The sequence below is a fragment of the Halobacteriovorax sp. RT-1-1 genome (genome assembly GCF_047085455.1).
In the GTDB taxonomy this organism is placed as follows: Bacteria; Bdellovibrionota; Bacteriovoracia; order Bacteriovoracales; family Bacteriovoracaceae; genus Halobacteriovorax_A.
Map to the genome: position 1 here is coordinate 775054 of NZ_JBKIXZ010000001.1, position 26423 is coordinate 801476.

Annotated in this window: 19 protein-coding genes; 10 read left to right on the forward strand and 9 right to left on the reverse strand. The window is 36.3% G+C overall.

Going from position 1 to position 26423, the window contains the following annotated elements; genetic code table 11:
• Window positions 1-155 precede the first annotated feature (155 nt).
• Window positions 156-452 (forward strand): hypothetical protein, encoded by a 297-nt coding sequence (locus ACMAWV_RS03875; RefSeq protein ID WP_412469904.1) that lies wholly within the window; start codon window positions 156-158, stop codon window positions 450-452.
• Window positions 453-463: 11 nt separating this feature from the next.
• Window positions 464-838, forward strand: coding sequence for a hypothetical protein (locus ACMAWV_RS03880; protein ID WP_412469903.1), 375 nt, complete (start codon window positions 464-466; stop codon window positions 836-838).
• 3 nt (window positions 839-841) lie between these two features.
• Here the strand turns inward: ACMAWV_RS03880 and ACMAWV_RS03885 are convergent, their stop codons facing one another.
• The 6 genes from ACMAWV_RS03885 to ACMAWV_RS03910 all read right to left on the reverse strand — a co-directional run bounded on the left by ACMAWV_RS03885 (window position 842) and on the right by ACMAWV_RS03910 (window position 7758).
• A complete protein-coding gene (locus ACMAWV_RS03885; protein WP_412469902.1) occupies window positions 842-1684 on the reverse strand; it encodes a pyruvate, water dikinase regulatory protein in 843 nt (280 codons plus the stop codon).
• Window positions 1685-1725: 41 nt separating this feature from the next.
• A complete protein-coding gene (miaA, locus tag ACMAWV_RS03890) occupies window positions 1726-2685 on the reverse strand; it encodes a tRNA (adenosine(37)-N6)-dimethylallyltransferase MiaA (protein ID WP_412469901.1) in 960 nt (319 codons plus the stop codon).
• Complete coding sequence (mutL, locus tag ACMAWV_RS03895; RefSeq protein ID WP_412469900.1) at window positions 2682-4373, reverse strand: DNA mismatch repair endonuclease MutL; 1692 nt, start codon at window positions 4371-4373, stop codon at window positions 2682-2684. The genes miaA and mutL overlap by 4 nt, the downstream gene beginning before the upstream one ends.
• Window positions 4374-4381: 8 nt before the next feature.
• Window positions 4382-5287, reverse strand: coding sequence for a GGDEF domain-containing protein (locus tag ACMAWV_RS03900; RefSeq protein ID WP_103216337.1), 906 nt, complete (start codon window positions 5285-5287; stop codon window positions 4382-4384).
• Between the two features lie 111 nt (window positions 5288-5398).
• A complete protein-coding gene (locus ACMAWV_RS03905; protein ID WP_412469899.1) occupies window positions 5399-6625 on the reverse strand; it encodes a hypothetical protein in 1227 nt (408 codons plus the stop codon).
• Window positions 6625-7758 (reverse strand): acyl-CoA dehydrogenase family protein, encoded by a 1134-nt coding sequence (locus tag ACMAWV_RS03910; RefSeq protein ID WP_103216339.1) that lies wholly within the window; start codon window positions 7756-7758, stop codon window positions 6625-6627. The genes ACMAWV_RS03905 and ACMAWV_RS03910 overlap by 1 nt, the downstream gene beginning before the upstream one ends.
• Before the next feature lie 228 nt (window positions 7759-7986).
• Between ACMAWV_RS03910 and ACMAWV_RS03915 the strand changes: the two genes are divergently transcribed.
• Entirely contained in the window at window positions 7987-8166 is a 180-nt protein-coding gene (locus tag ACMAWV_RS03915; protein WP_103216340.1) for a hypothetical protein, read from the forward strand.
• Window positions 8167-8286: 120 nt separating this feature from the next.
• Window positions 8287-8973 (forward strand): hypothetical protein, encoded by a 687-nt coding sequence (locus tag ACMAWV_RS03920; RefSeq protein WP_146037734.1) that lies wholly within the window; start codon window positions 8287-8289, stop codon window positions 8971-8973.
• On the opposite strand, the gene ACMAWV_RS03925 is transcribed toward ACMAWV_RS03920, so the two are convergent.
• The 3 genes from ACMAWV_RS03925 to ACMAWV_RS03935 are packed head-to-tail and all read right to left on the reverse strand — an operon-like array spanning window position 8970 to window position 11030.
• Complete coding sequence (locus tag ACMAWV_RS03925; protein ID WP_103216342.1) at window positions 8970-9521, reverse strand: hypothetical protein; 552 nt, start codon at window positions 9519-9521, stop codon at window positions 8970-8972. The two genes, ACMAWV_RS03920 and ACMAWV_RS03925, sit on opposite strands and share 4 nt — an antisense overlap.
• Window positions 9508-10245: an OmpA/MotB family protein gene (locus ACMAWV_RS03930; protein WP_103216343.1), complete on the reverse strand. Its 738-nt coding sequence runs from the start codon at window positions 10243-10245 to the stop codon at window positions 9508-9510. The genes ACMAWV_RS03925 and ACMAWV_RS03930 overlap by 14 nt, the downstream gene beginning before the upstream one ends.
• Window positions 10246-10247: 2 nt before the next feature.
• Window positions 10248-11030: a motility protein A gene (locus ACMAWV_RS03935; RefSeq protein WP_103216344.1), complete on the reverse strand. Its 783-nt coding sequence runs from the start codon at window positions 11028-11030 to the stop codon at window positions 10248-10250.
• 300 nt (window positions 11031-11330) lie between these two features.
• Between ACMAWV_RS03935 and ACMAWV_RS03940 the strand changes: the two genes are divergently transcribed.
• From ACMAWV_RS03940 to ACMAWV_RS03965, 6 genes are all read left to right on the forward strand, one after another.
• On the forward strand, window positions 11331-13217 hold the full coding sequence (locus tag ACMAWV_RS03940; RefSeq protein WP_103216345.1) for a hypothetical protein: 1887 nt from the start codon (window positions 11331-11333) through the stop codon (window positions 13215-13217).
• Window positions 13218-13220: 3 nt separating this feature from the next.
• Entirely contained in the window at window positions 13221-18380 is a 5160-nt protein-coding gene (locus ACMAWV_RS03945; protein ID WP_412469898.1) for a fibronectin type III domain-containing protein, read from the forward strand.
• Between the two features lie 10 nt (window positions 18381-18390).
• On the forward strand, window positions 18391-23382 hold the full coding sequence (locus ACMAWV_RS03950; RefSeq protein ID WP_412469897.1) for a fibronectin type III domain-containing protein: 4992 nt from the start codon (window positions 18391-18393) through the stop codon (window positions 23380-23382).
• A 165-nt stretch (window positions 23383-23547) separates the two neighbouring features.
• Window positions 23548-24969 carry a hypothetical protein gene (locus tag ACMAWV_RS03955; protein ID WP_412475794.1) on the forward strand — a complete coding sequence of 474 codons (1422 nt, stop codon included), beginning with the start codon at window positions 23548-23550 and terminating at the stop codon, window positions 24967-24969.
• An 11-nt stretch (window positions 24970-24980) separates the two neighbouring features.
• Complete coding sequence (locus ACMAWV_RS03960) at window positions 24981-25523, forward strand: hypothetical protein (RefSeq protein WP_412469895.1); 543 nt, start codon at window positions 24981-24983, stop codon at window positions 25521-25523.
• Window positions 25510-26403 carry a hypothetical protein gene (locus ACMAWV_RS03965; protein WP_392990903.1) on the forward strand — a complete coding sequence of 298 codons (894 nt, stop codon included), beginning with the start codon at window positions 25510-25512 and terminating at the stop codon, window positions 26401-26403. The genes ACMAWV_RS03960 and ACMAWV_RS03965 overlap by 14 nt, the downstream gene beginning before the upstream one ends.
• The last annotated feature ends 20 nt before the right edge of the window (window positions 26404-26423 follow it).

Consider the following 26423-nt stretch of genomic DNA (forward strand, 5'->3'; position numbering starts at 1 on the left):
CTGTTAAGTTAAGTAAAATTACTAGTTTAAGTTTGTTTGTTACTTGTTTAAGTGATTACCAATGAAAAATTAGCTAGTTAGGAGGGGGACAAAAACATATTTTACAAATGTTATTTAAAGCTTTAGATATAGTTAAAACTTAAATATGAGGGCTTATGCACGTAATAGTATCATGGGATATTACAGGATCTTCTGAAGATTGGACTAGAGTAAATAGTTCTTTACTTGATATTATGGCACCTTACCCGTGGGTAAGGCCACTAAGCACTTTTTATATTTTACAGTTATCGAATGATTCAATTAGACAGAGTATTATATCTCAAATGCAGGGTGTTGCTTCTAGGGAAGTTAATATTAAAGTATCTTTTATAGTTAGCCCAATAATTACTTACAGTAATTATGATGGTTGGCTCTCTAAAGAGCTATGGGATTTAATTGGACAAAGAGTGTAGGAGATAGGTCTATGAGTAATTTTGAACAAGATCCTTCACCTGTAGCTTCAGGGACAGCTAACATAGAGTTAAGTGGTGATGCTTCAGGGAGTCCATTAAATAAGTCTCTAAATGTTGTTGTATCAATGCCAAAAGCAATTGAGATAAAGATGGTTGATGCAAGTGAACTACATAATGTAGAATATTATACCTTGATTTCAAGTATTGTTTCTAATTTTGCAGTAGGTTTTATCGTTGCTTACTTTCAAGATATTTCTAAATTTCACTTGTTGTTTACTTCAATACTATTTTTCTTAATATTTTTTGCTTCTGTTTACATGGCATGGAGTAAAAGAAAAAATATGCATAAAGAATCAACAGCTGTGGCACTAAAGGCAAGAGATTAGGGTTTAGTCGTCAGACTCACTCATTAACTGCTTGAAAATATTATTTTTTCTCATTTGAAGCAATTTCATGATATCTGTGGCCGTCTCTTCTAGGGCGCGGTCAGTAACGTCAAACACAGGCCATCTCTTATTCTTGCTAAAGATTTCATTGGCCCATTCTAACTCTTCGATAACCTTATTCGTATCCGCATAATCTCCTGTGTGCTCAGTAGCACCAAGTTTGTTAAGGCGATTCTTGCGAATTGAATAAAGAGCCTCTGGATCAATTGTTAGAGCAAAGATTTTTCTTTGGTCAATTTCAAAAAGTTCCTTAGGAAGATCTTGTCCATTGATAATAGGGATATTTACAACCTTGATTCCGTGTTGAGATAGGTACACTGAAAGAGGTGTTTTTGATGTACGAGAAATCCCCACAAGAATAACATCTGCTAGGTGGAGAGTTTCTACGTTTCTTCCATCATCATGGTTAAGAGTGAACTCCATGGCAGCAACACGGTCAAAGTATTCTGAGTTCACAGCGTGTAGAAGGCCAGGCTCACTCTTAGGTTCTTGATGAAAGTAATTAGAGAAAGTCGTTAAAACTGGCCCCATTAGATCAAGGGAGCGCACATGCTTTTGCATTGAGATTTCTTTTGTATATTCTCTAAGTTCTGCTGAAACGATTGTATAAATTACGAGGTCGTGATGAATAGCTGCTTCGTCAAAAATTGATTTAATTTGTTCCTTTGTGCGAACATTCTTAAAACCTGTATAGAAGACTTCGCTTTCTGGGAATTGTGTCATGGCCGCGCGACTGATTGCCTTTGCAGTAGAACCTGTTCCGTCAGAAATAATAATTATTTTCATCTTTTTCAAAATTAACCTCTAATAAAATCGTTATAACTACTTTATTCAAGAATGAAGTCTTCGACAAGGTTATAGATGTCATTTCGCTGACTTAATGGGTGAAAGCGAGATAAAGGAGTCACTTTCTTTAGGAAAGTTTTTTGAGACTTCGCAAGCCTGCGAGTTGCAAAATAAATCTTTTCGATAAGTTCTTCTTCAGATGTAATCTCACCATTTAGATATTGAATCGTTTCTTTATAGCCAATGGTTTTTAGGGCCTTAAGCTCTGGCGAGTGATCATCATTGGCCATAATATCTTCAACCTCTTTAAGCAGTCCCTGTTCTAGCATCTGTTTTGTACGCTTCAGTATAATTTCCCAATGCTCTTCTTTTGGAAGCTCAAGGCAAATATTAAGTGTGTCCCAGCCATGAAGATTTGTTGAGAAATCATACGCCCCATGATCATCGGCTTGCTTTTTTTGATCAGAAATCTTCTTCCCCGTCATGCGATGGTACTCATAAGCACGAGTACGACGATAGTGATCGTTCTCATGAAGATTCTCAAGTGACTCAGGATCATGAACCTTAAGATAAGCCACAATTGGGGCCATACCTTCTTTTTCATAAAGATCACGGGCCTCTTGCTGAATGGCCTCATCGGTTGATTCTGATTCATACATGCCGCGAATAAGGCTTCGAAGATAGAAGGCGCTACCTCCAACTAGAATTGGAACAATTCCTTTTGAATGAAGCTCGTTGATTTTAATTATAGCTAATTCGACAAAGTCAGATGCATTTAATTCTTTCGTAATAGGGGAGATGCTAACGAGATGATGAGTGACACCGTCCATTTCAACTTCGTCTGGCTTAGCACTTCCAATATTTAATTCATTGTAAAAGAGAACGCTATCGAAGTTGATAACATGGCATTTCTCAATACCAATACGTTTGGCAAGATCAATGCTAATACCTGTTTTGCCCGATGCAGTTGGCCCTAATAGAAGAATTAATTTCTTTGTCATTTTAGTAATTTTTTTAATTTCTTAGGCGAGATTCTTTTTGCAATTTTCTTTTCTACTAAATCGTAGAAAGAAATAAATGAAAGAAGTCTTCTTACTTCACTTACTTGAAGCTCTAAATCTTCAAGCAGATCATTACCGTTAATAATATTTGCAGATATTTTTGCGTATGGAAGATCTTCGAATACGTGAGACACTGACCTTAGAACACAAGTGTGTGCATCAAGACGTTCAATCTCAATTCCCATTGCCATGTATTGCGATAGGTTTTCCATATCCGTCATATCTTTTGAAATTGGCTCTGAAATTAGTAGAGGAGTCATATTGTCGATATCAATTTGCCCACAAGCCTCATCTAAATATACTTGAGCATCAACAAAGTATGGACCTCTCTCGATGTGATTAAAGAGAAAAATATTTTCACCAAGTGCCGATATCGTTAACTCACTTTGCTGGCCACTTGTATTTTCTCCAAAAAGAGAGCTTTGGCCATGAAAGTCTGTACCTTGATTAAGTTCATTTTGAAATCTTTGTAGATTTAAACCACCGCCAAAGTTATTAGCAATAATATTATCTCCACCTTGGTTGAATAGGGCACTTGATAGAGAGTTGAAATTTGCTTCATCTTCATTCATTTCAAGAGAGTGGTTCTCATTGATATGATCTTGATTTTCTGAAATGAGCTTTTTCGCTGTAGCACTTGTTAGAGAGAATATCTCATTGCTCTTTAAAAATTTAATAATTGTTTTATTTGGATGAACGTTTACATCAATTTCATGCTCAGGCACTCTGAATTGCATGATGTAGTCGCCAGTTAAGCCTTGAGGCCAAAACTTTTCCATATTTCTAATGATGATCTGATGTATCTTTTTGTCAGTGAAGAGACGGTTGTTTACAAAGAGAAACTGTTGCTTTCCGCTGTATCCTTTTGAGGCATCTTTAGAGACGTAGAATTTACAACTTGAACCAAGGTATTCACCATAAGATTGCATTATCTCTGGAATATTTTTACGTGATTTCTTTTTGAAGATTTCCCCAACTCGATTCACTGTATGTTTTTGAGCACGATAAATTTCAGGGTCTTGGTCATCCCATGTGATTGAGAACTCAACTTGAGGGTAGTTAATTAAGAACGAGTTAATAACACGCTTTAGGGCATTCTTCTCACTCTGTCCTGACTTCACAAATTTCAATCGAACTGGAGTATTAAAGAAAAGGTCTTTGACATAAGTAGAAGTTCCACACTTATGTGTCGAATACTTTGAATGCTCAACCGTTCTAGCTCCGTGAATAACATACTTTGCACCTTCTTCAGGATTTGAACGAGGAGCTGAGTGACATGATATTCGTGCCACTGATGAGATTGAGGCAAGTGCCTCTCCACGAAAGCCAAAAGTATTTAGGCGGTAGATATCTTCGAAGTTATTGATCTTTGAAGTTGCGTGACGGCAAAAGGCGTAGGGAAGTTCATCAAAGAACATTCCATCACCATTATCTTCAATTGCGATAAGATCTAAACCTGCATTAATAATCGTGACTCGAATTTTAGTCGAGTTTGCATCAATTGAATTTTCAAGTAATTCTTTAAGAACATTGGCCGGGCGTTCAACAACCTCACCGGCCTTGATTTGATCAATTAAGTGTTCGGGAAGAAGGTTAATTCTATTTTGTGTATTCTCTGATATTTCCATTATACGAACTAGTCGCGATAGAAATTAACCTGGTTTCTTCCACCTTCCTTGGATTTGTATACTGCAGAGTCGGCCCTTTTAAATAGGTCTGTTCCACTACTAACTCCCTGTCTGTAGTCAGAAACGCCAATCGATGCAGTTACCGGTAACTTATTATCGTCGTAAATGAAATCGTGAGTTTCTACCGCCTTTCTTAGGCGCTCAGCGATTTCGTATGATTGTTTAATATTTGTTTTAGGAAGTAGAACAACAAACTCTTCTCCACCATAACGTGCGAAAATATCAGTTTCTCTAATTCCGTTTGAACGGATAACTTCAGCTAGCTCTTTTAGTACGTAGTCACCAGCATCGTGTCCGTAGTTATCATTAAGTTTCTTAAAGTGATCTAGATCGAAAACAATAAGAGAGAGTGGAGTACCTGTCACTTTTGACTTCTTCACTTCAAGATCAAGTTTCTTGTTGAAGAAAGACTTATTGTAACAACCAGTTAGTCCATCTGTATTTGCTTCTAGTTGAAGCTTATCATAAGTAAGTCTCTCTGGATCACCTTTTGGAAGGTATTTAAGTGCCATTGCACCCATCTTAATGATGTCACCTTTTTGAAGATCAGTAGGAGCTTCAACTTTACTATTATTTAAAAAAGTTCCATTTCTAGAACCAAGATCAACTACCTGATATCCATCCGCAGATGAAACTAACTTGAAGTGCTCTCTTGAGATACCATTAAACTCTAATGGAATATCACATTTTGCACTTCGGCCAACAGTAATCTCTTCTGCTTTTAAATCAAAAAGAGTGCCGTTTAAATCACCACCAACAACAAGAAGGGCCGCAGGCTTATCTTCGGCTTCTTTATTCGCTGATGCTAGGGCAGCTTTAATGTCAGTCAATACTAGAGTAGCGTCATCACTCATATTCGTCCTTTCAGTACTTTATAATAGATTGTTTTCCCTGTTGATTTTAACTAGCGCCCCGATTTTAATCAAGATTGGAAAACATTTCTATCTGTCTAAATCGTGTATTTCTCATAGGTTATCAAGCCATTCAAAGCTATATATTTTTCCGGCCTCAACTCCTGGTTGGTTAAACGGATCAATATTTAGGCAATAACCTGTGATAGCTGTCAGGTACTCGAAGAATACAATCAACTTGGCCAAATTTACTTCATTTAGTTTTTCTATTTCAAAAGTAATATGTGGAACTCTTTGTTCTGATAAAGCTTTTTGAGTTCCGTAGAATTCTGAATCGATTAAATTCTTCAGTGTGTACTTTCCGAGTTTTTGTAATTTCGGATGATTGAATGAATTTCTTAATTCAAAATTGTTTGCGAACTCTTTTACATGGACGAGGATCATTACTTTATTTAACGGGCCTTCCATGAATAATTGCATTTGTGAATGTTGATCAGTAGCACCATAAGAAGGAATTGGAGTTATACCAATTCTTGTTCCATCTTCTTTTTTCTTCCCAAGACTCTCTGCCCATAGTTGTACAAACCAAAATGCAAAGTCTCTCATTTTACTCGAATAAGGCATAATAACAGTTTGGTCATAGCCTTGTTCAAGATGATTTAGAAATGTTGAAGTTACTTCTTTTAGTTCTGATGATTCTTTTAGTGACTGTCCATATTCGAAACCGCTTTTGCAAAGAGCTTGAATATCAATTCCAGCAAAGAGAGCAGGTAATAAGCCTACAGGAGTTAAAACACTAAAACGCCCACCAATATTTGATGGGATTGCCAAAGTTGTAATACCTAGCTCATCTCCAAGATCTCTTAGTTGTGAGTTATCTGGGTCACTTGCAAATACAAAATAATTTTTTAAATCTTCTTCGGCGACTCCTGACTGTACTAATTCATTTGCAAGAATTGCAAAAGAAGCAAGTGTTTCAGCAGTACCACCAGACTTTGATACAACATAGATTAGAGAGTTCTTTAAATCGATACTATCTAGTAGTTCCTTTGTATCGTCTGGATCAATATTATTAAAGAAATGAAAACGACGTTTCATATCTTTTCTTAGTGCGCTTACTAGCATCTCAGGCCCAAGTGCACTTCCACCAATTCCTACTTGGACAAAGTCACGTCGAGAATTAAATTTAGAAAAGATATCAACACACTGTTGTTGATAATATTCTTCATTTAATTTTGAAACAAATTCAAAACGAGGGTTTGATTGAAAGTTTTCAATTTCCTCTAGAATTTGCTCTGACTTGTCTTTATGTTGAATAAAGGAATTAATTGAAACTTTCATTAGGCTCCGTATTCCTTCTTTAGAAGACGAGAGATAACCACTTTTTGAATTTGGTTTGTTCCTTCAACAATTTGAAGAACTTTTGCATCTCTCATAAATCTCTCGACTGGATACTCTTTTGTATAACCAACTCCACCAAGAATTTGAACAGCATCAGTCGTAACTTTCATTGCTGTATCACTTGCACGCATCTTTGCCATTGAAGCAAGCTTTTGATTTGAAGCTCCGTCATCAATTGATTTTGCAGCAGCTTGAACAAGTAGTCTTGCAGCTTCGACATCACAGGCCATATCGGCCATCATGAACTGTAGTCCTTGGAAGTCAAAGATTGCTTGTTTAAATTGTTGTCTTTCTAGTGAGTATTTAATTGCTTCATCTAGTGCACGTTGAGCACAACCAACAGAGATTGATCCAATTGCGATTCGACCTTTATCAAGCCCACTCATTGCAACTTTGAAACCTTCACCTTCTTTTTGAAGAAGGTTAGCGTCAGGAACAAAACAGTTTTCAAATAGAAGTTCACGAGTAGGTGAGATATTCCATCCCATTTTTCTTTCTTTTTTACCGTATGAGAATCCTTCCATTCCGTCTTCTACGATAAATGCAGAAACACCTTTTGCTCCTTCTCCACCTGTTCTTGCCATTACAATATATGTTTTCGCAATTCCACCTGAAGTGATCCAAAGTTTAGAACCATTTAAAATATAGCCACCTTCAACTTTCTTTGCTGTCGTCTTAAGACCTGCAGCATCTGAACCTGCACCAGACTCTGAAAGAGCAAAAGCTCCAATGGCCTGACCACTAGTTAGTTCTGGAAGGTATTTTTGTTTTTGTTCTTCATTTCCAAAAGTATTTAGAATTGATTGAACCATTGATGAAACAGAAATTGTCACAGCATAGGCCACTGATGACTTTGCAATTTCTTCAAGTGCATAACTATAGTCTTGAACTGGAAGATCAAGTCCACCGTATTCTTCAGAAACAGTCATTCCTGTAAAACCTAGCTCTCCAAGTTCATTGAAGATTTCCATGCGAAACTTTCCTTCGAAATCATCGTGCTCCATATGTGGCTCGATTTTCTCTAGGCGAAAGCGCTTAAGTCCCTCTACAATCTCTTTTTGCATTTCATTCATATCTAAACCCTTAGAATTGTTCAATTAATTATAAAATCTACCTACAGTACCAAATAAATCATAAATGGTTAAATTTTATGAAATTTAATGCCGCTTTCTTGAATTCTTAAACGTAATTACAGTATCTTAGATGATGCAGTGATTAACTAGGTTTTATTTAATGGATTTGTGCGATACAATAGAACAAAGGGTGAAAGCCCCTTCCTAAGCGCATGCAAGGAGAATACAATGAGAAACGACTTCAACCTAGTTCATTCTGAGAATGCAAACGGGAATGCGGAAGAGATTGAGTTAACTAATTCGTTTCCTTATATGCTTCTTATTGCTTCAATGGCCGTAATTACAATCATGCATTTAATTTTATATCCTCTGGCCAAGCAGTTTGCAGCGAGATTCATCGGCTATTAGGTATAACTGCCACAGAATTTAGCCGCCTTAAAACTAGTGTTTTCTACACTAAGTATCTGATTTGATTGATGTCCCAATGAAGTTCTTCGTTAAGTCTCATATCACTTTTATAATTTGATTATGAAAACACTACAAGAATTTAGACCAACTCACAAAAATGTAATTAACAACGGTAAGGCCAAGAAAGCCGGCACGTCTCGTAAGTCAAAGAAGGCTAAAAAGGGGAGCTCTTCTTTTAATCTGACGAACGTGGCCCTCGCTGTTTGTGCAGTTCTTATGGGTGTTGGACAATATAAAAAGTCTTCAGAAGTAGCAAAGTTAAAAGAAGCGAATGCTTCATTAACTCAAAAGGTTGCTAATCTGCAAATGGACTCGATGAAATATATGGCAGACAAGAAGATTCAAGAGATTTCAAAAGAAACTCTTAAGAGTAAAGTCGCTCATGTGGATTCCTTGAATGCCATTATTGCAAAAAGTAAAACAGATCTAGCAAAAGCTAATTTAGAAATTGAAAGTCTTAAAAATTTAAAAATGTCTGCACTAGAATATAAAACGAAGCTGGCCCAAATTGAAAATGAATACCAGAAGCGTTTAGATGAGCACAATAGAGCAAGTACTGAAACGATTACACGAATGGGTCGTAAGATGATGGCAGAAGTTGATAATGCTAAGACGCGAGCACCAGCAAGTGCTACACGTCATGTTGTTCAATTTAAAGGAAATCAGCCAGTGAATGCAAAAGTACTTAGTAATCAGAAAAGAGCTGTTGAGTCTGATGAATGGAGCTCAAATAATATGGAGTTCTAATTACTTTCAAACTTAGCTAATAGCTTCAGGGCCATATCCTTACGGTAAGCAATATCAACAGGAAGGGCCCTAAAATCCAGATTATCAATCGTACTCATAAACTTCTTATATCGCTTAGATAGGTCTTCTCTTGCTTTACCAATAAAAAACACGTCAAGGAACGTGATATTATTACGTGCAATTTCAATCTCTCTCATACTATTGAAGTAAATCGCCATATTTTCTAAATAGAGTAGAGCAGCAATACTTTGATCTTCATTTGTTGAACTATTTTTTAAGTCACGATCATAGAGAGAGTGAATGAAACTTTCAATCGAATTAATATCTATTGGCCTAGCAACAGAAATAATTTGTGTAAGATCACGTCGAAGACATGATTGATACTTTGTTATTTTATCTTGTTGAATGCATTTGTCGTAATCCATTTTATCTATTCTCTCTTGTGCCACCGAAGGGTTAAGGAATAGGTAAGTTGGAATTGTCACTCCTAAGAATACGACAAATACAACGATAAATTTTATAAAGTCTCTAAGTTTATTTTTTGTCATTAAAATATATTCCGAATCCAAATTTGATTTTCGATTTTGGATCTTTAGGTTCTACAACTTTAATAATAACTCTTCTGTTTGGGTTAAAGAAAATTTTATTCTTATTTTTTTCTTTTAGTTTCTCTAACTCTTCTGGAGTTATAAGTGGCTCAGAGTCACCCTTTGTCGTTGCTGCTAGCGTGCTAGGAGGGAAACCAAAGTACTCAAAACGAGAAAGAACTTTAGCTGCTCTTACTGCTCCTAATTGCCAAGGACCTTCGATGCCCGGAGCAATACTTCTCTCATCAGAGTCAGTGTGCCCCTCAATCATAATTCGATAATTAGGATTCTTAGTTCTGATAATATCAATCATTGTATCAAGTGATTGCATACTACTCTTATTAAGCTCTGTACTTCCTTCAGGGAAAAGAATACTACTTGAAAATGATATGATGAGTTCATTATCTACAATGGAAATCTTACTATTCTTCTCTAATTCAGGGTGCTTTGAAATTTCTTCTGTAAGCTCATTAAGCTTAACTTCCGAGCTTTTAAATTTTCCCTTTTGAAAAGAAGTCGAAAGATCCTTGGCCTTTTTGTTGAAACCGACAGGATCATAATTTGCAAATGCCATCATCAGGATGAAGAAACAAGCAATTAGAGTCATCATATCTGCATACGATACTAGCCAACCACTCTCGTCATCTCCGCCGCCCTGATTTTGAACTTTCTTTTTAATTGCCATTATTAACTCGCAGATTTCCAGTCTAATCTTTCATTAGGTGCAAGGAAAGAGTTAAGCTCTTCTGCAACTAGTACTGGATTAGACTTTTCTAGAATATGTTTAATACCTTCAAGAACGATATTGTCTTTAGCTTCCATTTGTCTTTGAATCTCTTCAAGGTTTTCACTAATTGGGATAAATCCAAGGTTTGCAATGATAACTCCATAAAGAGTTGTAATAAGACAAACACCCATGGCCGGTCCAATCATCTTCATAGCATCTGCTCCACCAAGGTTTGCAAGAAGTACGATCATCCCAATTGTTGTCCCCATCATCCCAAAAGCCGGTGGAAATTTTCCAAGAGTTTTAATCTTTCTAGTATCTTCACTTCTAAGCTGATTCATATTGACAGCTCTTTGCTCAAGGATCTCAATAATTTTTTCCTTTTGAAGAAATCCATCTGCAATTAACTCAAGTCCTTCTTTTAGAAATTCATCGGATGCTTTACCAGGAAGGTTTTCAGCAGCTTCGCCTGAACGATAAGCTTCACAAATTTGCATGATCTCTTTAATAACACCTGGAGAGTCCACCATTTTCCCTCCAAGGAATTGTTTGATGAAAATCTTAAGGAGAGCTCCAATTTTATTAAGTTGAAATGCTACTGAAGTCGCAGCAAAAGTTCCTCCAAGTACAATGAAGAGGGAAGGGCCATCGAAGAAAAGTTTTAAGTCACTTGATGACATCCTTAAACCTGCAAAGAGAATTACCGCAGAGAGGACCAAACCAATTAAAGAAAAAATGTTCATTTATTCACCTTTGTAAATATTGATTACCAAAATTTTACTATTTTTAACTACTTAGGTTAATTTCTTCTCAGGTCGACACTTTTTTCCGCCTGAAATTATGCGGCCTCAGATTTCTTAACTTTAAGTTTGTCATGGCATCGGTTGGGGAGCGGTAAGGTTGAACAAATACTAAACTAAATATGCGTTCGGTAATATTTTCCTTTAATTTTAGGCACTTAAAATAATTCTCTTTTTAAACTACAATTTTGAGTGAGAAGCGTAGCGTTATTTTTAATTAATGTAAATAAAATGGGTTATCGAATGAATAGAATTTACTTTCTGTTAGGATGTTTTTTACTTTTTGGTTGTGTTGGAAAGGTTGAGGATGCAAATTCTGAATTAACAAAGGGGATTAATGACGGAGAAACAGTCATTAATTACACTGGTATTCAGGATGCAATGGCCGTTGCACATGATAAAGTTGAAATATATTTTCCACCTTCAAATCTTGATCCTTTAAAAGTTACTTATATCATTAACTACGATGGTGCGATTGCTCCAATTACAGTACCTGGGCGTACTCTTGTTCCTGATTATCGTGGTTTTCTTCGTTACACAGTTACTGGTTTAAATATTAATGAACAATATGTTTTTAACGTTCAGGCTAAAGACGATAAAGGGCAGCAGTCAGTTAATGACGCTTTTAAGTCTGTAGCAACTTATTCAAATCAAACAGCTAACTTTACTGGTATTGGTAGCATTAAAAATCTGTCAGGTGGAGCTTCGAAAAACTCTCTATTAATTGAATGGCCAGCGGCAGAGAGAACTGGTGGATACATTCCTGAAGATTCGGATGTTTCAAAGTATGAAGTTGTTTTAATTAATTCTGATACAGCAACACCAGTTGCGTTCGACGACACTTCATTTACAGCACCAACTCGTATTGTAAACTATGTTGATGGAAAAAAGATTTCTCAACAGGTAAATGGTCTTCTTCCAGGTACAACTTATTATGTGAGAGTTAGAGGTATTCACCACGGATTTAGTAAATTTAGTTCTGATCCAAGTTATTATTATGAAAAGAATAATAACTACCTATCAGCTACTACACTAAGTGATAGCGTGGGGGACATACAAGTTGATCTAGATTCTTTTGAAGTAACAACTCCTAGTAATAGTACTGGAAAAACCTCTCTTGATTTAAGTTGGGCAACAGGGATCGGAGCAATCGATCATTACCGAATCTACTATAAAGAAAATGGAACAGGTGAGGCGTGGTCGACATATAAGAATAGTCGCGATGATATTTGTAATGGTCAGGAAACGACAGATCCGGCTTACTTTTGTAAGCAAGTTACATACGAGGATAGTAAGTCAAAGCTTGTTGAGCTAGAGCCTTATACTTCTTATGAAGTATATCTTATTATGTGTTTAGATTCTTTATGTTCTCCGGGGAAGTCAATTATATATAATTCTCCGAACGTTTATCGTACAAGCCCTCCGCTTGTAAGCTTCTCAGGAATTACTGAAATTAATAATCCACGATACCATTGGGCCCTTAACGAAATCTACTTAAGCTTTGAACCTGTAGATCTAGCTAGTGGTGTAATTGATGGGATGTTAATTGAAGTAAAAGGGAGAAGTACTGGTGAGCCATTTATTGATACATTCATTAACTTTCCAGATGGTAATAACCCTACATCGCTAAATCCATCAACTCTCGATTTTACTAATGGAACAGAAGTTTCAATTAGAGGGATCGACATTAACTCGACTGAAGAGTACTGCTTTGCTTTATTACCATTCGTTTACGTTGGTGACGTTGTTACACCTAACCGTGACTCAGAAGTAGTTAGCTGTATTGTTCCGCAGGTAATGACTCCTACTTATGAAGACTTTACTGGAATCAGTTCTTTATATTTTGATAGTTCAAATAATTCCGCAGCTATTTCATGGACTCCTCCTGAAGAGGGTGTCTACGACCGATATGTTGTCTTTATGAAGACAACCACTGGAACTTTTAGTTTTAGTGATGCTGTAAATGGGAATAATGATTACTTAAGATTTGAGGCCGAAGAGAATGCTGTTGGTATAACAATTCCTTTTATTCCGCCTGGGACATATTACTTTGGTGCACTAACTTATCTGTACCAAGAAGACAAATACTCTGAATATAACAATAGTATTCAAACACTGGTGGTTGAGTAATTTATGAAATTTCTATCTATTGTACTAAGTTTATTATTACTTGCTGGTTGTGTTGGAAAAGTAGAAGACGCTAATCTTGAAAAAGCAAGAAACGCTGAAAGTGGTAGGCAGACATTTCAATTTGCCGGTATTTCAAAAGTCATACCAATTTCAAATGATAAGATTGAAGTTTATTTCTTTCCTGCGACTGGACCTGCTTCTGAGTTAACTTATCTTATTAAAGTTAACGATGCGACGATTCCTATTGAAGTTAAAGCCGACTCTTTATCAGTTAATGATGAAGGGATGTATCGTTTCACTGTAAGAAACTTAAATGTAAACACTGAATATACATTTTCTGTTGGTGTAAGAGACGGAAGTACTGGAAGTCAGAGTGAGAACGATGCAACATTAAGTGCTAAAACATTTTCAAATTTTACTGCGGACTTCGCTGGTATTTCGAGTGTTGAGCCATTGGTAGGTGCTGCTGGCCAAAATACTGTTCTTGTAAAATGGGTACCAGCTGTGACTCTAGGATCAACTTATAATCCTATGCCTAACGATCCAATCGCTTATGAGGTTTCATACATCGCTGCTGATGATGGAACAATTTCGGACTTATTTAATAATACACATCCTGCGATTCAAAGAGATCTAAAGCCTGGCGAAGTAACGGCTTCAACAGGTGGAACAACTGAAAGAGAAAGACAAGTTACTGGGTTAATGCCTGGCAAGCAGTATTATTTCAGAGTTAGATCTATTCATAAGAGTTACGGTATTTATCAAGATACACAAGGTTATCGTTTTGAAGAAAATAATAAAATTATTTCTGTTACTACTTTAGGTTCAGGAGGGCTTTTTGACTGGGATACCCTATCTCTAAGAGCAACAACACCAGACAAGAATCTAGGTCTAACTTCAATTGATTTAACTTGGGCCCCTGCAGTAGGGCCATTTGAAAATTATAGAATTTATAATTATAAACTTGGTGAAGCCGAGGAAGACGTAGATCTTGTAAGAGCAAGAATTCCTGAAGAAATTGATGCTTCAATTATTGATCCTCTTAACTTGGCCGGTGATTATAGAACAGCTAATGCAGAAGAATTTTCAAAAAGGATAGGGAGTTTAGAAGAGTATGATTACTACCTAACTTTTGCGATTGCTTGTCGAACTCTAACATGTGGTGATGGTGAAAGAATAATTGGAAAACCTGTTTTCTACCGTGCAATTCCAAAGCTTGCTTCTTTTTCTGGAATTTTAGGGATTCAGAGTCCACAAGATATTAACAACCTTAATCAAATTACAATTAATTTTGATCCACCTGTTATTGAAACAGGGTTTCTTAATGGATTTGATATTTACTGTTATGAGGGTGAAGGTGATGCTAGTCCAACGCTTTTGAATTTTAATGTTGCAAATGCAAGTGGTAAGGCATCGTGTGATGGACTTATCAGATTAGATGATAACCCAGGAGACTATGCAGGATTTGGTGCATATACAAGTGTACGTATTCAAGGAAACTTTTTTGGGGCCGGGGATACTGTTGCTGATAAAGAATATTGTTTTGCGGCCGTTCCTAGTGTTACAGGAAATAACTTTTCACTTAATGATGTTGATAACGCGATCGTAAAGTGTATTACTCCAATTGTTAAGGTTCCTACTGTGGAACAATTTCCTGGTGTAATTAATGCATGTAACACTGGTGCCGATTACATTACAGTAAGCTGGGATGCTCCTACTGGTGGTATCTATGACAAGTATGCTGTTTTCTATAAAGAAAAAGATGGGAAAGTATTTAAGTATACAGATGCTCTAGCAAATGACCCTGCCTATACTAGAGTTGATAACATTGTTGCGACAACTTATACATATACAATTCCATCTCTTGTTCCAGGTAAGATTTATCAATTTGGTGTTCTTCCTTATATTGACGGAGCATCTCCGATTTATGCAGATATCAATACTGGATTAGGTGAGTGTAAGATTGAAGTACCTAAGCCAAGATTTGAAGAGTGGGTTGATATTTTTGCCATTGGTCCAAAAGCAAATGGAATGGTTACTCCAACGGGACCTGATCGTAAAAAAGACTATATTTTAGAAACATTAAATGATAGTGGCCAACCAATTGAAGTAGAAGTAGATCCTGCTACACTAGCTCCTACAAGTGGTTTTGAAGATCAATTTGGTATTGCAAATGGTAGTACTCAATTTAGTGGTGCTTATGGATCTAAAGATGGAGTGACAACCAACTCACTACATCAATACTCGAACTCTGGTATCATTCGTATCGCTTGGAAGGATGTAACATTTACTAGTGGAACACTTTCGATGCAAACTTTCATTGATGCCTATGAAACTGGTTTACAAAAGAAAGATCATAAAATTGGATATCGTGTTTATCGCTCTGATGATAATAAAATCACTTGGAAAGATATCACAAGTGGTGACTTTGATTACCAAACTCTGACGAATAAAGGTTTACTTCACCCAGTTGATTACACGGAAAGAAGTCGTACTAATGAGGTACTTGAAACATATCGTGCCGTGATGTTTACAGACTATTCTGTAAAGCATATTCAAGCGGGTGATGACTTTAATCACGCTCGTGTTTACTACTATAAAGTCGTTCCAGTTTTTAGAGGAGTTGAGCTCGAGTATGAAAGAGAGACAACTAACCCTCAGCATATTATTAAGGTTGTCCTTCCTCCTGAGAATATGGCACTTGTTCACCGTTTTATGGCAAACCGTCAGCAATGTCGTGAACTTGGAAAGGTTCATTCAAGAGATATTAGCCAGAAATATACTTGTTCTTGGAATGGGGTTGGGGCCAGAGGTCTAACATCTCCATGGATTAAAGGTTCAACAGTTTATGATTTTGGTCCAAGTATGCTAATTGACCGTTTTGAGCTAGGTTGTAATTTTACGAGAGGGGATTACGCATATGAAAGAAGTAATTTTTCTGGAACAATTCCTAATTTTACAGGTTCTAATGATCTAGGTTCTGGTTTTGTGGGTTGCTTTAACGGAAATTCTCCGGGGTACACTTCTGGTGTTAATCACCCAAATACTGGCGAGTCTTATACAGATCGTAGTCAACTTCGTGTAGGTGATTGCTTTGGTGAAGATACAGCTTCAATTGCAATTACAAGTACTACATGTAGCGATCCGGATACTGCTGATCGTAGAGATTTTGTTGCACCAGGAGTTAGTGGTGATTTTACTGATTGTACTGATCCGGCCAATATTGCGACAAACTTCTTTAATCCTTATGGAGGAAATGGAAGTTATGCTTCTTATAATGTGCAAAGTGAGTTTGCGGCAGTTTACTACTCTCGTAATGCTTTAAAGACTTATGAAGATCGTATTAGTCATGGTTACTACAGAGGAGCTGGTGGTGCCGCCCTTGCTGATGGTAATAACCTGAGAAATAAAAACACACTTGGACCATCTCGTTGTATGATTAATATTCCTGTTTCGGATTCAACTGACGGTGATAAGCTTAAGCCGAGATGGCTTGCTGTTAATAATCTTTCAACACTTGCTCATGGGGTAGATGATGTCGACATTCTTGATATGTCGATGAATGATATTCTTACTAATAATAAGTTATTTGATTCAGGAATTAATGCAACTCCTAGTCCTGCTTATACAAATGTTGATACATCACCACGCTATCGTGGAGATACAAAACTATCTCGTGTTTTCTCTTCTAATGATTCAAAGCTTCCTCCATTAACGGGGCTTAGTCAGACGCAGGCCAATCGTGTTTGTAATTCATATGAAGTAAAGATTGGAACATATGATGATGACGCAGAAGAATTTAAGCAAATTGGCCCGGTAAGAGAAAAGAGGCTTATGCGTCGTGGAGAAGGGATTACGGCAAGTCGTTATCCTAAAGACTTTGATGAAGCAGCTGTAGCTGAAGTTGAGACAGGAACAAGAAATGATGCTCCTGTAACAAGTGGTGTGAATTTTCAAAATTCATGTAACGTCTACGATAGAGATGTTATCAGTGGAGCAGCGACAAATCAGCAAAGGTCAGGTGATCGCCTAATGATCAATATGCCAAGTAGTTATCAGGGAACAGTGACGACTCCGCGTCGTGTACCATTTATTACTGGCTCAAGTTTCTATGATAATGGTGGGGCACAATTTACGACTCAAGCTTGTACATCTCGCTTTGGTGTCCAAGATATTATTGGAAATAAGGCGGAAATTTCATCAGAACAAATCTTTTGTGGTTTTGATAGTGAAAAGCTAATGCTTGGAGCAGGACTTGCTTCAAACTCTGTTGAGGTGCCAAATGGTGCTAACTATCTTAATACTTTAATTTCTTGGGTTATGTCTGATACTGATACTGGGCGTTGTTCATTTGTTGAACCAGGTGGTGCAAGAGGTGGTAACTATCTTGTAAACGGTGCCTTTACACCTATCTTTGACCTATTTGGAAACGTGAATACGGGAGTTGCAGAATCTGTAAACTCATTGGACCCAGGAAGTGTTAGTTATTATAGAAATGGTGACGGGTTCTTCTTAGACTTTGGGCAAGATAATTTTGCGCCTAAGCTTTCAATTAATGACACTCTGGCCATTAAGTGGGATCAGGATGTTATTAATCGTGCACAAGATATCTCAACAGACCCTCGTCGTGGCCGCTACTTTAACCCAATTCTAGGTTTACCGCTGGAATGTCAGGGAAGTTTATGTTCTGAGAGTTTGGATAATATGTCGATTTCTCTTGAAACTTTTGTAACGGACTTTAGTCTTGATCCATCATCAATGGATATTCCAAATTTCCCTGTTGGTGATAGTCAGATTTTTTCGGATGGGATGTCTGAAATTTCAATTGCTCGTAACCGTTATATTTCTCCTGCAAGTAGAGAGTATTTCTACGACTTTGTTGAATCTGTTGACCCAGCAACGGATACATATGCCACATATTCAAGCACACACGCTGGAGCGCTAAAGTCATCTCTTGATAATGATGGAACTGCGGTTGACTACGTAAGATGGAGCCTTTCTCGAGAAACTCCTATCTATATGCTGAATTTTGGAGAATCGAACACTAAGAGTAGTGGTCGTTATTCAGCAAGATTTAATGCTAGAAACGAATATGATCAGATGAGAAATGAGTATGCAGCAGTAAGGTGTGTTGTGCGCATCGAAGATGAGTCTTATCAATAAGGTAGAATAAATGAAGAAGTACGTTTGGTTGATCTTATTCTTTATAACAATTATCTCGTGTACTCCGGTGGAGAAGGCAGATGAGACAGCTGAAATTTTAAATGATGGTGTTGACGGTACGGTTGAATTTTCAGTCGTTGGAGATCTTGATAGAGGGGAGTTCCTACTTGGCGGACTCGGTGACGAAATTCTTATAAGAGTTAAGAATAATACTGGTTATAATTTAAGTGATGCTCAATTACTTATAGATCAAACCTCATCTGCTGGAGTTAAATTCTTTCCTGACGAAGCAGGGGAATCAGAAAGTCCAGGCTTTGGTGGAGATTGTGGTCTCGTTATTGCTTCTAAAGCAACTTGTTATTATAAGTTAAGATATGAAGCTCGTACTTCAGGTATTCACACGCAAGATCTTCAATTTAACTACAAAACTCTAATCGATAATTTTTCGAAGTCAACTCAGTTAAAGTTCTTAACAGGAACTCCAGCATCATTAGTATTTGAAGAGGAGACGATTAATTATTCATTCGGTGTTGTTGAAAGAACAGAGCCAAAAGTATTCTCCCAAAGACTTGTTGTCGTAAACACGGGAGAATTAAGGGCCCGTAATATCACAATGACAAAGCTTGATAACACGACTTCAAATGCTATCAGTATTGTTTCAAATACATGTGGAACTGTACTCTTACAAAATGAAACTTGTGAACTTCTTGTTGAATTTGAGGCAAAGAATTATGGTGTTGGTGCACCTGATGGCAATGTTGATGTTGATTACAATTCAAATATTAGATTTGACTATGGCCGTGACCCTGAGGGTGGTGTTAATGCCCTTAACGTTTACTTTGATGCTAAGTCAATTCGAATTGAAGGTGATATTCAAATCGGTGGTCTTCCTAACTTAAGTTTTGATGATCTTGTTGTAGGGAATATCGATACTCAAACATTAAAAGTATCAAATAAGGGATACAAAGAGGCGATTGTTCTAAGTATTGACGTAAGAAATGCTGCAAATACGCTCGTTGCACGTTGTTTAAGAGACGAAAGTACTGGTGGCGATAATCTCGTATGTCGCGATCCTTCAGGAGATTTAACGAGTAGTGCAAGTGATCTTCCACTGACAACAATTCCTTTTAAATTCTTCGATTCAAGTAAGTGTTTTATTGATGTAAATGATTTTAACTATATTCGTGGTGAAGATGGTCGAATTACAAATACAGCATTAAAGCAAGTTGCTGGTAGAACGATTGCTGATCCAGGTGGATCTTGTTTCTTTAATGTTACTTTTCATCCTAGTGTGCAGTTTGAAGCTGATGGTAATTTTAATAACTACCGCTTTAATGTTCGCTATGATTCAACATGGAAAGATAATGTCGTTATTAAAAATGACTTAGATGCTGACGAAAATAATTATATTGTTGAGGATGCTAACTACTTAGCTGCGGCTAAATTAAGCTTTAATGTAATTGAGTATAAGAATACAACATATACTAATACAGATACCGTTGATAACGATCTATTTGATTATGACTTAGGTCGAATCTCTCTAATTGCAAATTCAAATTATAAAGAAAGACTTAGAATCAGAGTGAATAATAGTGGATCAACTTCTGGTGAGGTCGTAAGTATTACAGACGGAGCTCAACCTACTGCTAATGTTATTACAGAAACAAGTTATAATATTAATAACTATTACCAAAACGTGAAAAACTCTGGGTGTGACTACCTAAATCCATATAATGGGCAATGTGATATCTTATTTGATCTAAATCCAATTGTATCAACAAACCCAGATAGTACAGCGGCTGAGAATGAAGAAAACTCAGCAATGTACGATGTACTAGAAGCTTATCCAAATCGTTACAAAATTTTCAGAATCAAATACAAAGATGGGACAACTTATAATGATGATATGTCTCCCCGCACTGATCGTGAAATTGAAATGAAGATGCGTGGCCTTCTCGTTAGAAAAGGATTCCTCTCTTATTCTGATTTTACAATGACAGAAGGGATTACAACTCCTCCTGTTACAGCTAATGAAACACGTTACTTCCATTTAAAATTAGAAAATGTTGGTACAGGTGGTATTACATACATTAATTTGAACACTCCTCTAGTTTTTCCAGGGACTTTCTTTTGGGCCCCTGATGCAAGTACACCTTTATTTGGAGGTGAAATTGTTAATAACCCAAGCTCTGCACTTGTGGCAGGTGTTGATAAGGATTGCTATGACGTTATGGACTTTGGTGGCGCGATGGGGCCAGTATCAACTTCACCAGGGACAAATGCACCTTCACTTCTTGCTCCTGGAGAGGTTTGTAGTTTAACAATTGAATTGGAAAAGCTCTCAAATGATAAAAGAGAAGATAGTTATTACACTACGAACGACCGCAGGTGGCAACGTCACTTTTCTGCGCCTTTAAATGGATCACATGCGCTAAGAGAATATAGTAGTGGAATGATGGTTCAAGATTTCTTCAATTTTGGGTATTTCGATGGAGATGGGATTGCGGATGCCGGTACTGGATACACTCCAGAATTAGATGGGCACGGTGGATACTATATGACTCAAGATTATCCTGTTGCTATAAACTCAAGAAGATCAGCAGCACTTGTACCAGAAGGGGCGCAACCGATGATTAGTGCGGTTTTATGGCGTCAACAAGTAAATATCCCTTCTCATTCTCCTTTGGCCGGAGAATGGGGACAAAGTTTTGGAAGTTACACAATTCCAGCTATGTATCGAGATCTTGCAAAAGGTACTGCTGTAGAGCCTATTACTTATGCACCTACAAAGTCTGTTAATAGAATTGCTCCGTATCGTGATACAACTTATGACTATGTTTATTATGCAGGAACTTTTTATGCTGGAGATACAGTAACATTACCATTTCAACTTTATAATGCTGGAGAAAAACAAGCTTCTTCATTATCTCAAATGTTAAATGGTGACAGTGAATTCTCTGTTACGTCAATGCCTGGGAATGTTGGACAAGCATCTTTGGCAAATATTGAACTAGGATTTGCTCCTACTGTACAAGGAACATTTCAGACTGAATTAGAAATTCAATATAGAGATGGATCTCAAACTCTTACTAATCGTGATACTTATGCTTACACAAATAATATTAAGTCTCTACGTATTCTAGTTGTTGCAGAAGCAGTAGCTGCAAATACAGGAAGACTTTCTATGAAGTCTCAAAAGTATACTGTTGAATATGATGAGCTGACTAATTCACATACTGAAACCCTAGATGTCACTGAAACAACTCATAACCTTGAAATGAATGGCTATGATGTTGCAACAACCGTAGGGGTGGAAGCCGTTAGAGGTTCAAATGTTTATGCAAAAACTCGTCTCGTTTTCACAAACGAAGGAACTACAACAGTTAATAATGTGAAATTTAACTTAAAGACATCTCTTCTTGGGGCCATCCATGATAATAATGGTGCAGGTGTGGGATATTCTCTTGAGTCAGTAAATTGTGGAGCAACCTTAGCTCCTGGAGCATCTTGTTTTGCAGATGTTAAGCATAAGGCCAGTATTGCTGAGTTACCTTTGACTACTCGCTACGGTATTCTCTCTTATGATATTGGTACAGATCAGTACTATGCAGAATCGTTTAGAATTCAATTTACTGCAGTTGATCCGGCCAAAGTTGCGGCAGGGAATTTAATTACAAATAATATTAGTGACGGATCAGGTGGAACAATTCCTAATGCTTACTTTATTGATATTGGAACTTATGCGAATCCTGCGCACCCGATTCTTTCTTCTTATCCAAGTGGATCACTGATTAAGAATATTAATCTTAATAATCCAAGTGATGAGAAAGCAAGTTTCTTGAAAGAGTATAGAGAGTATGTTGGTAATCAAAGTGCGACAATTCCTGCAGGTGACTTTCATACAGTCTATAACCAAGGCTTCATTCAGGTTGAGTTAAATCGACCTTGTTTCTTTGGTGATGATGAAGGGGGAGGTCTTCCAGAGGAAGAGTGGGGTTTCAATGTCAATACGACTAGTACTTGTACGATGAGAGTAACATTCACGTTCGATGAAACATACCTTGGTGAATACGTCGATGAAAGTCAAAACTATGCTATTTTAAAATACTACGATAGTAAGAGGGCATCAGTTTCGACACTGCCGATTTATGTAAAAGGTTTTATTGAACCAAACCGTTCAAATGCAATGACAAATGAAATCTTTAATGTTGAAACAGATGATACAGGAAGAGTTTATTTAGAATGGGTTGATTTTTCACCAATCAATAATGACTGGGGACCAATTATCTCTTATCGCGTTTACTATAGTGAGTTTGAAAGTAGTTTAAATGATTTATATAACTCAACTGGTTTAACTTTTGTTGAAACTGCAGGTGTTACACCGAATGTTGAAATCACAGGACTGCTACAAAATAGATTTTATTATTTAAGAGTTGTTGCTGTTAGAGAAACTTCATCAGGTAAACAATATCTTTCTATGCCTAATGGATTTACGACGAAAGAAGTAGTCATACCTAACGAGACTGCAATTTATGATTACTCGAGAAGATTAATTATAGATAAATTTGCTCTTCCTGAAGGATCTGGTTCTCCTACTTTTATTACAAAATCAGAGGCCATTGAAAATTGTGAGGGATCAACTCGCACAATTAGAAAAGAGGGTGGTAACAGAACTAGAGCAAAAGAGCTTATTGACTTAAATGACTATTACTTAATTAATGCTGACGATACTAATAGTGATTATCCTTTCTTTGCATTCCCACACTGGTTGGCCGACGCACCAGAGGATATTGCACCATTATTTCCTGGCTTTAGTTGTGATTTAACAAATATGCACAATGAAGCTGATAGCATTATGTTTATTAAGAGCTGTGATAATTGTACTTGTAATAGTTTGTCTAAGATTGTTGGTGGGGAAGACTTTCCACTAGATACAATTATTTATGCTTATGATGACTTTAGTGGTGCAGCTAGATGTCGTGTTTCTCAAGATGATTATTAAGAAAAGAGGGAAGTATTATCCACAATGAATTAGTTGGGTAATACAAACCCTCTTTTTAGTTTAATTCTTAACAAAATCTTCATAAAAAACTCAATAAAATCAGATGGTTTAAGAGATTTTTGCCCTGTATTAATTGATATTTTATTAATTTAGAATATATAGGTGATGAACTCGTTTTACATTTATATTCTAACATTTCTCTTATCATCTCTTTCATTCGCAAAGGATGGAAACGCTGTAACAGCCGATGTTAAGGCAGCTTCAGTGACGACTGTTCAAGATGAAGAGATTACTCCTTACATGATGATTCGAGTTGTTCAGGCAAAGGGAATAGAAAGGCAAGACCTTTCACTTATTCGTAAGTCAGCAATGGAAATCATTCTAGGAACATCTTCATTTGAAATTTTAATGGGGGATAGTGCTGAGGCCATCTATCAAAATACATTCTCTCTAGATATTTCAACGAAAAGAGAACGTGAAAACTCTTATGTTTTAAATTTTAAAATTCAAGATATCCAAAATGGAAAGATTGTTACAGAAGTTTCAAAGAATAACGTTCCAAGAAAGAGATTTCACTTAGAAGTAAGAAAACTATTGTATGAACTATTCTACGGAGATGGGTCTTCAAGCTTACGTCCTTCAAAAGAAACTCCAGAGAAAAAGAAAATAAAGAAGAAATTAAATTCTGATATAGTTTCTGCAATTAACTCACAAAGAAATTCACAAGTTGTAAATGCTAATGCCGTTAGTATTTTTTCAGTTGAAGAGTCTGCAGCTGTTGAAGAAATTATTGTTGGTGCCGATGTAAAGAAGCTAAAAAACAAAAAATTAGAGAAAAAGAAAAAGAAAAAAGAAGATAAGGTTAAAATTAGTGAGTTTAAATCACCAGATCTAGACTTAAGAATGAATGTAAAACCAGAAAAAGTAGAACCTTCTACTCTTACTCTTATACCAGATAGCTTTTATGCGATTGGATATCTTAAAGAGACAACTTTAGCATCTAACACTCTAAGTACAAATGAAACAGTAGATACAAGAACAAATCTTACGAGTATTAATTTAACATATCTAAGTAATTACAAAGTAGAAGAGTGGCAAGAATACTTTTCTATTGGTGGTGCTTTTTCAAATATTCTTAGTGAAAATCCTTATGGGATATCTCCTCGTATGTCTGTTTTTGGAGCATATAACAAACTTCTTATAGGAGATTCTTTCTTTGCTTCAGTTGATGCTGAATATGAGCGTATTAGTTTTGCCAATATTAAAGATAGAGGGGCCGGGGTTTCTGGTTTTGCCAATAATGTCTTTTGGTTTGGATTTGGATTTAAGTACATTAGCGAGCATTTCGCCAAAAAAACTGTTATCGAAGGTTTTTATAAAAAGGCATTAATTGGATCTTCTGATTTAAGTACAAATGGAGACTCTGCACCACTTGATGGTGATAAATATGTTCTCGATTTTTCAGTTAATTTATATAAGAAATTTGGTCTTGGTGGGTATGTTGAAATTGTAAATCTTGCATCTGCAGCATCATCGGCATTCGATACATCTCATCAAATATTTGGCGTAAGGCTAGTTTATAATTAGGAATAATGATTATGGATTTTAAGGAAAAAATTGAAAGCCTATTTTCTAATGCATCTCCAGAAGTGAGACCAACGCATGAGGAAACACTAATTTATTTTGGTGATAACCAAAGGCAACAAGTTAAAGATTTTTCAATTTTTAGTAAGTCGTTTAGAGATCAATGTGTAAAGGCTCTTAAGATTAAAAATGTGGAAGTTAAAATTCTACAAAATAGTTTAGAGAAAGAACTGATTAATGCTTATCTCGTTCAAAAGCTACTAATCGAAGAAATGAAGCTACTAAAGAGAGTTGTTGGTGATATTGGAACCGTAAAGCTTTACGTAACGCCAAGTTTTATGACTATACAACTTTGTAATATTGGTAATGTTCGTACTACTGTGGCGAATATGCAAAGGGATATCTTTGGCCGTCGTGGATTCTCTAATCTAGTTGCAATTAGACTTACACGAAGTGGGAAGAAAACTAATCTAGTTTTAAAAGTAAAATATAAGAATATTGATGAAAAAGATTTTCTACAGTTTAGAAATCGCGAGGTAATGAATGAAGTTCTTTGATGTGGCAGACAATACAAATCATAAGGTTGATTTAGAAAAAACAGCTAAGAAGACTAAGGTTTTTAAAAATCTTCCAGGTATTGCTTTAGTAGTTATTGATGAAAATGACCAAGTTATCAAAGTGAATTCTGAATTTAGAAAGATGTTTAATAACGTTAATCTAAAAGGTGGAAATTGGGACGCTTTCTTCAAAAAAACTTTTCGCAAAGAGAAGGGATTAGCAGATACAAGTAACCTTTTTAAGAACTGTAATGATATTTTAAATGACTATATCATCCATACATCAATGGATCAGTCGACTGGTTATCGTTATGGTTGGATCTATAAGATTCCTGTTGATGTAATGAATAAGATCTCACTTAAAAGAACAGCTCTAATGGAGTCAAAGAAGCTTGATGCTTATAATTTTATTGAAGATGAAGTGTTTGGAAAAAGATTAAACTGGATTAACAATAATCTAACACTTAATGATTTTCAATATGCGGATGATTGTCTTCTGTATGCAAATACAAATGAAGCAAAAATGCTTTTAAAAGATTTTGTTGAGCTACTTTATGGGGTGCTTAATCTAAAAACTGAAGATACAAAATGTTCGGTTGAGTTTAGTCGTGGGAAGAATGGACTTCAGTTAACTGGTGTTTTTACAAATTTCAATTTCTCAGACGGTGACTTTCAAGCAAATGTAAGTTGGCATGGTCGAAAGATGAGATTAAACGATATTTGCAAGGTGATGGAATCTCGTCTTCCTGATCTTTATACATCAATTTATGTGAAAAACTTTAGAGCTGATCATCAATCAAAACTCAAAATCACATTAAATGTAAACGATATCGATGGTGTTCGATGGCATGTTTCAAAAGGAACAGTGAGTGACATTTAAGAAACTATTGATACTTACTC